Consider the following 13,684-nt stretch of genomic DNA (forward strand, 5'->3'; position numbering starts at 1 on the left):
GGCCTCTGGCACGGGGCGGGAGTAGGTGATGGTCAGACGTTGCGATCATGCCCACACCATAGCGCCCGCAGGCAGAGACAAAAGAGCAGTGGGCGGGGCAAAAAGTGGAGTGCACCCCGCGCGACGCCCTACGCCTGTGGCATCTGCGCCTCGATGGTGGTGCCGTGGCCGGGCGCGCTCAGAATGCGGTACTGGCCGCCCCGCGCCTGCAGGCGTTCGCGCATCTGGGTCAGGCCCAGGCCGCCCGCGCTGCTGACGCGCCCGGTGACGGAGTCCAGATCGAAGCCCGCGCCGTCGTCCTTTACCCTCAGCAGGACCTGTTGATCCCCGCCGTCCAGGGTCACGCGGACCTCGCCCGCACGGGCATGTTTGGCGACATTGTTCAGGCTTTCTTGCAGAATGCGGAACACCACTGCCTCGTCGCCGGGGGACAGATGCACCTCGCCGGTCACCTCCAGACTGCTCCTGATGTTGTTCTGCTCGCCGAAGTCCTGCACGTAGCGGCGTACGGTTTCCAGCAGGCCGTAGCGCTCCAGGTCGATGGGACGCAGCGCGAAGATGCTGCGCCGGACCTCCCGGATCTGCTCGCGCAGCAGCGTCGTGGCGGAGCGCACCTCGGCCTCGGCCCGGGCAGGATCGCTGTGCATCTGGCGGGCCACCACGTCCAGCTTCAGGGCGGCGAAGGCCAGCGACTGCGCCACACCGTCGTGAATCTCGCGGGCAATGCGGGCGCGCTCGTCGCTGATCGCCAGTTCCTCGGAGTACAGGTAGGCGCGGGCGTTGCGGACCGCCAGGGTGGCCTGCCCGGCCATCAGCGCCAGCAGGGAGACGCGAGCAGCCTCGAACGCGCCCTCGCGCGGATCGCCTAGCATCAGCACGCCCACCAGCCCGTCCTCATCGCGCATGGGCAGGCCCAGCACGCTGCGGGAGTCGGGGAACACCTGGCACGCCTCGTCCCCGGTCACGATCAACGGCCCGCTGGCCTGGGCCACGCGCGCCGCGAAGGACGGGGTCACGCCGCCACGCGCCCCCTCTCCACTGACCTCGCCGCGCCTGTCCTGCGCGTATTCCAGACGCAGCACGCCGTCCTCGTCGCTGAGAAACGCCGCGCGGGCCTGCGCGCCCACCCGTCCGGCCATCGTGCCCGTCACGCGCGACAACAATCTCCGCATGTTGCGCTCGGCGCGGATGCTCTGGTCGACGCTGTACAGCGTCATCAGGTCCAGGGTGCGCTGGCGCGCGGCCTCCACGCCCGTGGCCACCTCCGCAGCCAGGGCCTGTGTCAGTTCCGCCGTGTCCGCCCCGGGCGGGGTCTCGAAGTGGAGGAGCAATGCGCCGCCGCCGGGAATGGAGACCTTGAGGGGATAGAGGGCGGCGCTGGGGGCACTCAGCAGGGTCTCGCCGCGCGAACTGCCACTCAGGCCGCCAGGAACAGTCAGGGTGGCGTGGGTGGCCCCGGTGACCCGCACGGCCCCGCGTGCCGCCACTTCCAGCACCGCGCCCAGGTCCGGTGCGCCGCCCAGGTCACGCATCAGCTCCTGCACACCCTGCAGGCGCCCGTGCGAGGCGCTGAGCTGCCCGTACAGATCACGCAGCTCGCGCTCGGCCCGTTCGCGGGCGCGGGTGCCCTCCGCGATCCACTCCACGCTGAAGAAGGTGGCCGCCGGGCCCACCAGGCCGTAAAACAGCAGGTGCGCCCACAACTCGCGCCGCGTGTCGCCCAGCAGGGAGACCATCAACTCCACGGCGCCCACCACCAGGACGATCAGCGGGGGCAGCAGGTTGCGAACCAGTCGTACCCGGTCAGACAGCGGCATACGCGGCGGGAGAGCGGGCGGTGTGTCCTGCTGGTGCTGGCTGCGGGGCGCTGGAGCGTCCGTCATGCGGCCAGTGTAGAGGCGCTGGCGGGGTGGGTCAGTAACCTCGGGGGCGGTGGCGGGCCTGCGGAAGCCCCCTAGCCGCCGCGCCCCACCATCTCGCCGCTCCGCAGCAGCGCGGCCTCGAACTCGCCGAAGGGGGAGTGCTGCTGGGACCAGCGCACGGCGGCCTCGATGTCATACGGCACCGCGCGGAAATTCACAGTCCACCCGCCGCCCCGGCGTTCCAGCAGGGTCCAGCGGGCGCGGGGATCACCGTCCACCTGATCGCTGACCGAGCCGGCGTTGACCACCAGCGTGTCGCCCACGCGGGTCGCGCCAGGACGATGGGTGTGGCCGCACAGCACGACTTCTGCGTTCAGCGGTTCGACGATGGCGCGCAGTTCGCGTGGGTCACGGGCGCGGTAGAAGCCTGCGTCCGGCGCGCTGCCCTCGGGGCTGAACTGCCACTCCCACAGCAGCATGTGCCAGGCGCTCTGCGGGGTGCCGTGACAGGCCAGCACGCACCCGTCCAGCGCGTGGGCCGTCAGGGGCAGGGCGGCGAGACGGGCAACGGTGGCCGCGTCCACCTGCGTTGCCAGCCACGCACCGACCTCCAGCGAGACCCTGGCGCGCCGTCCTCCCGGCCACAGCTTTTCCTCGTTGTTGCCGCGCACTTCCAGCGCCCCCAGCCCGGTCTGCAGGGCGGCGGCGCGGGCCGGATCGGCACTGCCCTCGATCTGGTCTCCGAGGTTGACGATCAGGTCTGGAGAGGCGGCCCGCAGGTCTTCCAGTACAGCTTCAAGCGCGTAAGCGTTGCCGTGGACGTCGCTGATGACGGCGACCCGCATGCCTAGCGGGCGTCCACGCCGACAATTCCGGCCACGTTCTTCACGCCGTCGCGGGCCAGCAGATCGGCCAGCCCCCGGTTCAGCCGCCCCACCAGCCCCGGCCCCTCGTAGATCAGGGCGCTGTAGAGCTCCAGCAGGCTGGCCCCGGCACGCAGCTTGGCGTAGGCGTCGGCGGGGCTGAAAATTCCACCGACGCCCACGATGGGCAACCTTCCCCCGGTCAGGCGGTAAGCCTCGCGGATTAACGCGGTCGATTTCTGCGTCAGCGGGCGTCCGCTCAGGCCTCCCGTCTCACCTGCTCGCTCGCTGAACAGGCCGTCGCGGCCCAGTGTGGTGTTGCTGACGATCAGGCCGTGTGCCCCCGCGTCCAGCACAGCCCCCACGCTCGCCTCGAAGTCGGCGGGGTGCAGGTCCGGGGCCAGCTTGACCAGCACCGGGGGACGGCGCAGGCTGCGGACCCGGCTGGCTTCCACGCCGTCCAGCACCTGTCGCACTAGTTCGCTCAGGCCGTCTGCGGCCTGCAGGGCGCGCAGCCCAGGCGTGTTGGGACTGCTGACGTTGATCACGAAGGCGTCGGCCACATCCTGCAAAGCGTGCACGCATTTCAGGTAATCCCCAGCCGCTTCCTCGTTGGGGGTGTCCTTGTTCTTGCCGATATTGACCCACACTGGCGTGGGCTGGCGGGACAGGGCAGCCAGACGGGTGTGTAACGCCTCTGCCCCAGCATTGTTGAACCCCATGCGGTTGATCAGCGCCTCGTCCTCGGTCAGCCGAAACAGGCGCGGACGCTCGTTGCCCGGCTGGGCCAGGGGCGTGACCGTGCCGACTTCCAGGAAACCGAAGCCCAGCGCAGCGAACGCCGGAACCGCCACCGCATTCTTGTCCAGCCCTGCCGCCAGCCCAACCGGCGAGGCGAAGGGTTGCCCGAACACGGTCTGACCCAGCGCCGGGGCCAGCGAACTGACGGCGCGGGCCAGCGCAGGCCAGCCCGGCAACTTCGAGGCGGCCTCCAGCCCTCCCAGGGTCAGGTGGTGGGCGTCTTCAGCGTCCAGGCGGAACAGCAGTGGGCGGGCAAGGCGGCGATACATCCGGGACAGGATACGCAAAGGGGAAGGGCGAGACACAAAGCGGAAGGCGCGCCCACTTCAAGCGGCGCGCCTCTTTGCAGCCTGTCCGGGCTGCCCTTCAGACGCTGTGGCCCTTGGCGCCCACCAGGCCGCTGTAGTGGCCCTCGATCTGCACGAGACGCGAGTGTTGCTGACGCTCGCTCTGCTCGATCAGATCAGCCAGGGTGGTCCCGCCCAGCACGTCCCGCAGCGCCGCGTCTACCCGGAACCACAGGTCCTGCGTGCCGCAGACGTTCTGGCTTTCGCAGGTGTGATCGTCCTCCACACACTGCACCGGAGCGATGCTGCCCTCCAGCGCCGTCACCACATCGTAGGCGTTGATCTGATCGGCGGGACGGGCCAGCCGGTAGCCGCCATGTGCGCCACGAATACTGCGAATGAACCCGGCACGGCGCAGGTTGCTGGCAATCTGCTCCAGATAATGCTGGCTGAGACCCTGGCGCCCGGACACGTCCTTGAGGGGCACGGCCTCGCCACCCTGGCGCCCGATCTCGATCAGGGCGCGCAGACCGTACTGAGCTTTGGTAGACACCCACATGGGGGCAGTCTACCACCTAATTCCGGGTGGACTGTAAGGGTTTAAGGCCCGGCTGGAGGTCCCCGGGCTGTCTCCGTACAATTCTGGCATGACCCTGTCCCCCACCCTCTCTCCTGCCGACGTGCTGCTGCGCCTTCGGGCGGCGCACGCGCCGGGGGTGGTGCTGCTGGAGTCGCTGGGGCCAGCCGTGCCGTACGGCCGCTATTCGTTTCTCAGTGCCTGGCCGACGGTGGTACAGGACGCCCTCCCCGAGCGTCCTGCTGGCCGCACCCACTTTCCCGCGTGGCTGGGCGGGCTGAAGTACGAGGCGGCGCGGGACTTCGGACTGGTAACGCACGCGGCGCGCGGCGAGGCGGCGTGGTGGGGCCATTACCCGTCGGGGTTGGTCTGGGACCGACAGGCCGGAACGCTGGAAGTGGTGGGGTTGCCACATGTGAACTGGAAGAACGTCCTGGCCCTGGACCCGGCTCCCCCGCCGACCCTGAACGTGGGCGCGTTCGGCGCGGACGACGTGAATTACCCGGCGGGCGTGCGGGCCATTCAGGAGCTGATCCGGGCGGGCGAGGTCTATCAGGTCAACCTGTCACGGGGGGTGCGGGCGCACGCAGAGGGCGATCCGCTGGCCGCGTACCTGCGGCTGCGTGAGCTGAATCCCAGCCCCTTCATGGCCTTCCTGGACATGGGCGCGGAGGTGGTGGTGTCGTGCAGCCCGGAGCGGCTGGTGGAATGGGCCGGAGGGACGGTGTCCGCCCGCCCGATTGCCGGAACGCGGCGGCGCGGCCAGACCGAGGCCGAGGACCGGGCGCTGGAGGCTGAACTGCGGGCCAGTCCCAAGGAGGTGGCCGAACACCTGATGCTCGTGGATCTGGTGCGCCATGACCTGGGCCGCGTCTCGGCGGCGGGCAGCGTGCATGTGCCCGAGCTGATGCTGGTGGAGCGCTACAGCCACGTAATGCATCTGGTGTCGGAGGTGCGGGGTGAGGCGGCGGGCGGCACAAGGCTGCGCGAGGTGCTGGCGGCCACCTTTCCGGGCGGCACCATCACGGGCGCACCCAAGGAGCGGGTTATGACCGCCATCCGGGACCACGAGCCGGGGCCGCGCGGCTGGTACACCGGAGGCGTGGGCATTCTCAGCGGCGCGCGGGTGAATCTGAACATCCTGATCCGCACGGCGGCCTTCACGCGGCTGGAGGACAGCTGGGAGGTGGAGGTCCGCGCCGGCGGCGGCACGGTCATCGACTCGAACCCGGCCCACGAGGCGAGGGAGACCGTGCATAAGGCCCAGGCTCTGCTGAGCGCGCTGGCCGGTGTGCCGGGACGCCCCGCCCAGCCGCCCGCGTCGCCCACGCCGGGCGGCATGTGGACGCCGCCGCCTGCCCAGACAGCAGGGGCAGGAGTGCGGGTGCATCTGCTGGACAACCGCGACTCGTTCACCTGGAATCTGGTCCATGATCTGCGGGCGCTGGGCGCGGCAGTCACGGTCTATGCCCAGGATGTGGAGGTCTCGGAAGTCCTGCGCGCTGACCCCCACGCCGTGCTGATCGGCCCTGGGCCGGGAACGCCGGATACGAGCGGCCCCACGCTGGCGCTGACGCGCGAATGCCTGCGGCGCGGGTTGCCGCTGCTGGGCGTGTGTCTGGGTCATCAGGCGCTGGGCCAGGTGCTGGGGGGCACGGTGGACCGCGCCGCACCCGTGCACGGCCGCCCGGAAGCGGTGCAGCACAGCGGCACGGGCCTGTTTGAAGGCTTGCCGCCCGGCGCTTCCTTCGGGCGCTACCACTCGCTGGTGGTGCGCGGACTGGCCCCTGAATACGTGACGGCCAGAGGGGCGGGCGGCGAGATCATGGCCCTGGCTGTTCCGGCTCAACCGGCCTGGGGCGTGCAGTTTCACCCCGAAAGCGTCCTGAGCCCGGCGGGCCGGATTTTGCTGGGCAACTGGTTGCGGCTGAGCCGGGAATGGAATGAACGCGCGGCGGGGCGGGTGCAGGAGGTTTGAAGCCTCTGCCCAGCGAACTGGACAGCCCCGCATGGCTGCATGGCCTGACGGCGTTTACCACCGTCCGCACGCACCGGGGCACAGTGGTGCGGTGGCCCGCGCATCTGGAACGGTTGCGCCAGACCTGCGCGTTTCTGGGACTGACCCCTCCGGAGGCCGGTCTGCCCATTCTGGACCCGTGGCCCTGGGGCCTGTTGCGCATCACAGCGACAGATACGGGGACCTTCTGGACCCACCGCCCGTTGCACTCTGGGCCACGTCCCGAGGGCGGTGTCAGCGTGCGCCTGACCGATGTGCAGGTTCACCCGCAGCTGGCCGCGCACAAGACAGGAAATTACCTGCCCTATCGCCTCGCGCGGCAGAGGGCCGGGGACGCCTTCGAAGGCTGGCTGACCGGCCCGGAGGGCACGCTGGCCGACGGCTCGCGCACCTCACCGCTGCTGGAGCTTGACGGACATTTGGTGGTCCCGGCGGGCGGCTTGCCGGGAATCACGCGGGCCGCGTTTCTGGAAGGGCGGCACTGGACAGAGCGCCCAGTTTCCCTCTCAGAGCTTTCCGCCGTTACCCGTGCGTGGGTCTGTGGGAGCGGCGTGGGCGTTCTCCCGGTGCGCGAGATCGTGGGGGGAGGCTTGCGCCTCAGCCTGCCCGCAATCTGGCCCCAGACCGACGATCCTGCACTGGTCTGGCCGGGAGAGTCCATCCACTAGACCCCCAGTTGCCCCAGGTACGCCTCTCCGCGCCGGGTGAGCCTGAGCAGGCCCAGCAACGCAGTCTCTCCTGTTTCAGCAGGGCCGCATGCGTTGCGGCACATGCTTTTCAGGGTGCAAGGACCGCATGTACAGTCGGCGGCAGGCCTAGCCTCCTGCAGGTAGGGACCCGCCGGCAGGGTTCGCAGCATTCCACTCAGGGCGGCCTCCGAACTGCCCAGATCGCGCGCCAGTTCTGAGGGCGTGCGCAGCCGCCCGGGTAAAATGACACTTTTTGGTCAGCCGTTCAAACCCGCCCAGAATTCCATCATGTCTGCCGGCAGCCCCGCCTCGGCCATCACCTGCGCCCCGGCCCAGGGGAAGGCGATGCGGGCGGCGTGGAGGGCCTGACGGGGCAGGCCCAGGCGGGCGGTCAGCTCAGGGGTCTGCCCGGTCTCTACGAACTCCACGAAAGCGTCCCGCTCCGGGCCGTAAATCTTGTCGCCCACCATCGGCAGACCCAGGTGAAACAGGTGCGCCCGGATCTGGTGCAGACGGCCCGAGCGCGGGTGCGCCTCGATCAGCGCGTAGCCGGCGCGCTGCTCCAGCACCCGGAAATCGGTCACGGCGGGGCGTCCGTCCGGCACCACCGCCTGCCGCATCAGCACCCGGTTGGCCGCACCCAGCCCCAGATCACCCAGCGGGGCGTCCAGCGTGCGCCGCTGCCAGTCCGGGTTGCCACGTACGATGGCGTGGTAGGTCTTGCCCACCAGTCGCGTCTTGAACAGCGTGTAAAAGCGCCGGGCGGCCTCGGTGTCGCGCGACAGCACCATCAACCCACTCGTCTCGCGGTCCAGACGGTGCGGCGGCGAGAGATCCGGCTCTCCCGTTTCCCGTTGCATCCAGCCCAGCACGTCCGGTACCTCCTCCCGCCCCGCGCGGTGCACCCGGTGCGTCAGCCACAAAGCGGGCTTGTGGACGATATAGAAGTCGGGATGTTCAGTGACGACGCGCGGTTTTTCAGCGGTTGAAGGGGTCAAATTTCCCACACGCTGTGGTAGTCGCGCCCACGCAGCCGCTCGGAGAGGTCGGCGGTGCGCTCCACCGTTCTGGACATCCGTCCGGCCAGCCACTCACCGGGCACCCCCGGCGCGTCCCAGTGGGCGGAGGTGGCGTAGACAAAATGCGGATTGATCACGCAGCGAAAGTCGTACATCAACCCCAGGGCGAAGGCCCCGTGACTGAGGTAGCCGTGATCGAGACCACCGGACACCAGAAAGGTGACGGGCTTGTCGAACCATGCGCCGTGCAGATTGCGCTCGGTGTCGCTGCTGCCGGTCAATTCCACCAGCGTTCGTGCCCCGGACCCCAGGCCCCAGTTGTACACCGGAACGCCCAGCAGGACCCCGTCGGCCTCGCGGATGGTGCGGTGGTACAGCTCCGCGTTGGGATGGGCGTAACACAGGGCATTGTCGAAGGGCGGCAGCGGCGTCTCGCGCAGGTCCAAGTGAATGACCGTATGCCCGCCGTCGCGCAACCCCTGCGCGGCCAACGTGCACAGCCACGCGCTGCGGCTTTCCGGATCGAGGCTGGTTGAGAGGACGGCAAACTTCATCCTCGCACCCTAGCGTGTCGGCGCGCCCTTGCCTTCCGCCTCCAGCCGCTTGAGGTGTTCGATGCGGGCAGGCGTCCCCGGATGCGTGCTGAGCAGGTCAAAGATGGAAGGGCCGGACGGCTCAGAGGGTGCCTCTGAGTCCCCCTCATCTTCCTTTTCCAGCCGGGCCAGGATGGTCTGCAGGGGCCGGGTGGTGCCGTACGCTTTCAGCATGTAGCGCCCTGAGACCTCGTCCGATTCGGTTTCCGCCGCGCGTGAGTAGCCGCCGCTCAGCAGGGCCGCCGGAACCGCCGCCGCGAAGGTGCCCGCACTGATCAGATCGCCCGTGATCACGGTGGTCACCAGCGTCAGCCCCAGTGCCTGATATACCCCGGCCAGCCCGTGCCGCCCGGTCACGTGCCCGGTTTCGTGGGCCAGAACACCCATCAGTTCGCGGTCACTCCTGGCGAGCGCCACCAGTTGATCGGTCATGACCACCGTGCCGCCGGGCAGAGCGAATGCGTTGGCACCGATCTCGTTCGCGCCGCCCGCCTCGCCGTCACGCAGCAACAGCCGGTAGGGGTAGCCGCCGCCTGCCCAGGCTGCCACTTTGCGGAACTCGGCCTTGAGCTGGGCCTGCCGCGCTGCGCTGAGCCTGGAGGGGCCAAAATAGTCGCCGTTCTGAAGAAAGTCGATGGTCTCGCGGTCAAAGGTTGCCAGCACGCTTCTGGGCGTGGCGAACGCCGCCTGTCGGGCCACCGCCGGGATCCCGTAAAGAACGAACACCGCCATGGCCACCAGCGATATGCCGAGCGCGGCCAGCGCGGCCCACCAGCGAGATTCCAGGGCACGCACGCCGCTCAGGGCGCGGTTCCGTCCGGTGGCACGTTCCCACCGGCTCACGCCCGCATCGTCACGGGTCTCGAAGCGGCCCCCGCCCGGCAGGGTCACGGCGCGGCGCACGCCGGGAATCGGGGTTTCCACCCGGAGTACACGGGAGGGCCATCTCTCCTCAAAGGGCAGCGTACCGGGAACACCCAGACCCGCGCTCGCAGCCACGGTCAGCGTCGCCGTCTGCCCATCCACGGTCAGGGTCGCGGGCTGATCGCGGCTGCTGCGGCCATCGAAGTACACCCCCTCCAGGATGATCGGCCAGTTGTCCGACATGTCAGAAGCCCACCTGGATGTCCAGCAACTCGGTGGCCGCCTCGCCGAAGGCAGACGTTTCGCCGCCCACACCTGCCGCGAAGTCATCCAGCGGGGCAATGGCGCGCACGGTCAGGCCGCCCAGCACATAGCGCGTCTGACGTACGGCGGCCCAGGGCGAGGCCAGGCCCAGCGTGAGCACCCGCGCGGCGGCATTGGTCAGGCTGATCCACACCAGTCGCCAGGGGCTGAATGTCGCCCGGGTGCGGACCACGCCGCCCAGTTCCATGTTGTTCAGGACGTATGCCATCGTCGCGCCCCGTACGTACTGCCACGCCACCGCGTACAGGACCAGCACGCTCAGGTAGCCAACGGCCGCCGCCACCAGGAACGATGCGGAGGACACGAGATTTGCGGGGTCGAACATGCCTGGATTGTCCCCTCCGAACAGCCAGACCCCCAGGATGAACAGCGGCACGCCGATCACCACGCCGCCCCCGATGGTCAGCCCCAGCGCCGTCAGGCCGATCAGGTAGAACTTGCCCACGTCACCTCGGAAGGTGGCGCGCGCTGAGCCGTAGGCCAGGCCCTGCACCTGATAACGCCGCTGCATGTACCACGCCCAGGGCAGCGCCAGCCCGAAGGAAAGGCTTGCCACGACGTTCGCCAGCATGTAGGCCACGTACGCCTCGCCGGGGGTGCCGTGGAAGCGGAAGCGCAGCCCGCGGTGAACCGTGTTGACCGCCTGAAAACGCATGGACTGACGCACCAGCACCGGGTAGGCCACCGCGTAAATCAGGACAAGCACCACCGCCACCCACTTTGTGCGCTCGAACTGCCCGGAGACGGCATACGCCACGAACAGCGCGGCCACGATCAGGTACCCGCGCAGCAGCGCCGCCGGGTTGGCCCGGTACTCGAAATTCTGGCCGTCCACCCAGGTGTGGCCGTGGAAATACTGCCGATTGCGAACACGCGCCCACGGCAGGTACAGCCCCAGCGTGACGAAGGTCAACGCGACATTCACGATCCACAGCCGAAAATACTCGTCCGCCGTAGCCGTGAATCCAACGGGATATTCGGTGACGGTGGTGGGCGCGACGGGGCCGGGCTGGGTGGCCTGGGTCGGCACAGACTGGACGTGTCGGCCAAAGACGGGAACGTCGTTCGGAGGCGCGGCGGGATCGGTCATCTGCTGCCCATGCTATGCGCTGAAACGCTGCGGCGAATAGGCAAATCAGGCGGGACTGGAGGGGGGGTAGAGGGGCGCCGCTCTCCAGTGAGACAAGGCAAGCGCCCACGGCTTTATCACGCGTTCCTTGTAGAAATAGAGCGCTGCACTGGTCGGTCATCCTCCTGACTCCGGGCGAGGTGTCCGGGGCTGGGTGGCAGGCGACACAGCATCAGCGCTGGCCCGCTCCTGCTCGTTGAGACAGCAAAAGGAACACCCGTTTTTCCTCCGTCCCCTTTAACATGCCCGCATGACCCTTCCCGCGCCGGACTCCTTCACGCCCCGCCTGCTGATCTGCGATGTGTTGTACACCGGCATGGGCAGCGGCCACGCGCCGGGTGGCGTCGTCATCGTGGGGGATACGGTAGCGGCCACGGGTAATCCGGCGCAGCTGCGCGCCAGCTACCCGCAGGCACACGTGGAGCAAGTGGGCGGAATCATCGCGCCCCCACCTGTCAACGCGCACACCCACCTGGACATGAGCGCTTACGCGTTTCAGGCGCTGCCGTACTTTCGCTGGCTGCCAGAGGTGGTGATTGCCCAGCGCGAACTGCGTGGGGTGGCGGGCGGGCTGGCCGGAGCCGACCAACTCTCGCGGCTCCCCGTGGGCGGCGTGGGCGACATCGTCTGGTCGCCGGAAGTGATGGACGCCCTGCTCGCCCGCGAGGACCTGCGCGGCGTCCTGTACTTCGAGGTTCTGGGCACCTTTCCAGGGAAGGCCGATGCGGTCTTCGCCACGATGCGCGAGCGGGTGGAGACGTGGCGCAAACTGGAAAGACCTGGTGGCCCTCGCATCGGCCTGACGCCACACACGCCGTACACGGTCAGCCACCGCCTGATGAAACTGGTGACCGATTACGCGGCGGGCGAGGGCCTGCCCATGCAGATCCATGTGGCCGAGCATCCCAGCGAACCCGAACTGTTCGCCACGGGCGACGGGCCGTTGTGGACCAACCGTCTGCAACCCTTCTGGCCCGAGACCTTCGCTGAGGTGATCGGGCGCACGCCGGAGCCAGGGTTGACCCCAGTCCGCTATCTAGACGAACTCGGCGTGCTGGCCGCAAAGCCCACGCTGATCCACATGGTCAATGTCACGGCGGACGACATCGCACGGGTGGCGCGGGCCGGCTGCGCGGTGGTCAGTTGCCCGCGCAGCAACATCCATCTGGAATGCGGCACCTTCCCCTGGACCGCGTTTGCTGCTGCCGGAGTGGAGATCGCGCTGGGCACCGACTCCATCGCGAGCGGCCAGACCCTGGACGTGCGGGATGACGTGGCTTTTGCCCGGAGGCTCTATCCGCAGCTCGATCCACGTCTGCTGGTGCGCGCCGCCGTCAAGGGCGGTGGACGCGTGCTGGACCTCCCCATACCGTTCATCCGACGCGGGGAGGCGTGGTCAGACCGCTACGTCTGGAGCGATTAGGACTGCCCGTTGAGATTGGCCTCGCAGGTACCGTTTGCCACCGTCTGGCCGTTTCGCCCATAGGTCAGGACGCCAATCAGTGGGGTGCCCGTCAGGTTGTCGAGCTTGCAGGTGTAGGTCACCTTGTCGAAGCTGCCGGCCCCGGCGTCCCCCACCCAGCGGAACTCGGCGCTGCGGCGGTCCGGATCGTAGGACGCCACGGCAAACCCGGCGCGATTGTCGTTGAAGCCGGTGTACTCGTCGCGTGCGCTGTACGAGGCGAATTTGCCCTGCACGTTAACCAGATCGGGGATGGTCACGGTGGTGACCACATTGCGGCTATCCACCACGCCGCTGACCGTCCAGGTCTGCCCGACGGCCAGCGGCCCGAATTGCAGTGGTCCCTTTTCCCCGCCGTCACGTGAGGCGAGCAGCGAGTTGACCGGAGCGCAGGCTCCCAGCAGCAGAGGCAGACCCAGGGCCAGCGACAGGACAGCGCGTTTAAGCATGTGCGCAGAATACGGGCCGCACATGAGGAAGCTAGGAAGGGGAACGGGCAGGGTCAGGGGTTGGCGGGAAACAGGCCGCCCTCGCCCGCTTCCAGCACCCGGCGAATGGGGGCAAAGCTCCGGCGGTGTGCTGGACTGACGCCCAGTTCTTCCAGCGCCGCCCGGTGAGCAGGTGCGCCGTAACCCTTGTGGGAGGCAAATCCGTAGCCGGGATACTGGACATCCATTTCGCGCATCACGGCGTCCCGCTCCGTTTTGGCGAGTAGGCTGGCGGCGGCCACGCTGTAGCTCAGGGCGTCGGCCTTCGGTGGAGCGCTGATGGGCAGCGCCGTGCGGAGTTTCAGGTAATCGGTGACCAGTGCCTGCGGAGGCGGCCTCAGTCGCTCCAGCGCCCGCAGGGCCGCCGCGTGCGTCGCGCCCAGAATGTTCAAACGGTCGATCTCGTCGGGCCAGGCGTGCTCCACCGCGTAGGCCAGGGCCACGCGGCGAACCTCGGCGGCGTACTCCTCGCGCTGGGGCGCTGTCAACTGCTTGCTGTCCCGGAACGGATACTCCGTGGCCAGACCAGGGAGGATCACCGCCGCTACCGTGACCGGCCCGGCCCACGCGCCGCGCCCGGCCTCATCCACCCCGGCCACGCGGAAGTACCCGCGCCGCCAGTGCTGACGCTCATAGGCCCAGTCGGGCGTTACGGAGGGCACAGGAGGCATGGGCAAAAGGTAGCAGTTCGGCCATTCGCGCGGCCCCA

At 68.8% G+C, this 13,684-nt stretch carries 13 protein-coding genes; 3 read left to right on the plus strand and 10 right to left on the minus strand.

Annotation, left to right across the window (positions count from 1 at the left end; all coding sequences use genetic code 11):
* Positions 1–128: 128 nt before the first annotated feature.
* The 4 genes from HNQ08_RS08560 to HNQ08_RS08575 form a co-directional block, all read right to left on the minus strand.
* Positions 129–1,883 (minus strand): sensor histidine kinase, encoded by a 1,755-nt coding sequence (locus tag HNQ08_RS08560; RefSeq protein ID WP_425321341.1) that lies wholly within the window; start codon positions 1,881–1,883, stop codon positions 129–131.
* Between the two features lie 71 nt (positions 1,884–1,954).
* A complete protein-coding gene (locus tag HNQ08_RS08565; RefSeq protein WP_184129926.1) occupies positions 1,955–2,707 on the minus strand; it encodes a metallophosphoesterase family protein in 753 nt (250 codons plus the stop codon).
* 2 nt (positions 2,708–2,709) lie between these two features.
* Positions 2,710–3,795, minus strand: coding sequence for a quinone-dependent dihydroorotate dehydrogenase (locus tag HNQ08_RS08570; protein ID WP_184129929.1), 1,086 nt, complete (start codon positions 3,793–3,795; stop codon positions 2,710–2,712).
* 97 nt (positions 3,796–3,892) lie between these two features.
* Positions 3,893–4,372 (minus strand): Rrf2 family transcriptional regulator, encoded by a 480-nt coding sequence (locus tag HNQ08_RS08575; RefSeq protein ID WP_184129932.1) that lies wholly within the window; start codon positions 4,370–4,372, stop codon positions 3,893–3,895.
* Positions 4,373–4,460: 88 nt separating this feature from the next.
* Here HNQ08_RS08575 and HNQ08_RS08580 point away from each other — a divergent pair, with 88 nt between their 5' ends.
* Positions 4,461–6,368: a chorismate-binding protein gene (locus tag HNQ08_RS08580; RefSeq protein ID WP_184129935.1), complete on the plus strand. Its 1,908-nt coding sequence runs from the start codon at positions 4,461–4,463 to the stop codon at positions 6,366–6,368.
* Positions 6,365–7,075: an aminotransferase class IV gene (locus HNQ08_RS08585; protein WP_184129938.1), complete on the plus strand. Its 711-nt coding sequence runs from the start codon at positions 6,365–6,367 to the stop codon at positions 7,073–7,075. The genes HNQ08_RS08580 and HNQ08_RS08585 overlap by 4 nt, the downstream gene beginning before the upstream one ends.
* 278 nt (positions 7,076–7,353) lie before the next feature.
* Here the strand turns inward: HNQ08_RS08585 and HNQ08_RS08595 are convergent, their stop codons facing one another.
* Genes HNQ08_RS08595 through HNQ08_RS08610 form a run of 4 tightly spaced genes read right to left on the minus strand, consistent with a single transcriptional unit; the run spans position 7,354 to position 10,986 of the window.
* Entirely contained in the window at positions 7,354–8,094 is a 741-nt protein-coding gene (locus HNQ08_RS08595; RefSeq protein WP_221284069.1) for an RluA family pseudouridine synthase, read from the minus strand.
* Positions 8,091–8,669: an NADPH-dependent FMN reductase gene (locus HNQ08_RS08600; RefSeq protein ID WP_184129943.1), complete on the minus strand. Its 579-nt coding sequence runs from the start codon at positions 8,667–8,669 to the stop codon at positions 8,091–8,093. The genes HNQ08_RS08595 and HNQ08_RS08600 overlap by 4 nt, the downstream gene beginning before the upstream one ends.
* A gap of 9 nt (positions 8,670–8,678) precedes the next feature.
* A complete protein-coding gene (locus HNQ08_RS08605; RefSeq protein WP_184129946.1) occupies positions 8,679–9,815 on the minus strand; it encodes a M48 family metallopeptidase in 1,137 nt (378 codons plus the stop codon).
* 1 nt (position 9,816) lies between these two features.
* Positions 9,817–10,986 carry a YjgN family protein gene (locus tag HNQ08_RS08610; protein WP_184129949.1) on the minus strand — a complete coding sequence of 390 codons (1,170 nt, stop codon included), beginning with the start codon at positions 10,984–10,986 and terminating at the stop codon, positions 9,817–9,819.
* Between the two features lie 289 nt (positions 10,987–11,275).
* On the opposite strand from HNQ08_RS08610, the gene HNQ08_RS08615 reads away from it, so the two are divergent.
* A complete protein-coding gene (locus HNQ08_RS08615; protein ID WP_184129963.1) occupies positions 11,276–12,448 on the plus strand; it encodes an amidohydrolase family protein in 1,173 nt (390 codons plus the stop codon).
* Here HNQ08_RS08615 and HNQ08_RS08620 read toward each other — a convergent pair.
* Positions 12,445–12,936, minus strand: a complete 492-nt coding sequence (locus HNQ08_RS08620; RefSeq protein ID WP_184129965.1) for a hypothetical protein — start codon at positions 12,934–12,936, stop codon at positions 12,445–12,447. The two genes, HNQ08_RS08615 and HNQ08_RS08620, sit on opposite strands and share 4 nt — an antisense overlap.
* Before the next feature lie 53 nt (positions 12,937–12,989).
* Positions 12,990–13,646: a ribonuclease HII gene (locus tag HNQ08_RS08625; protein ID WP_184129969.1), complete on the minus strand. Its 657-nt coding sequence runs from the start codon at positions 13,644–13,646 to the stop codon at positions 12,990–12,992.
* Positions 13,647–13,684 lie beyond the last annotated feature (38 nt).

It is taken from the genome of Deinococcus humi (assembly GCF_014201875.1).
Classification (GTDB): Bacteria; Deinococcota; Deinococci; order Deinococcales; family Deinococcaceae; genus Deinococcus; species Deinococcus humi.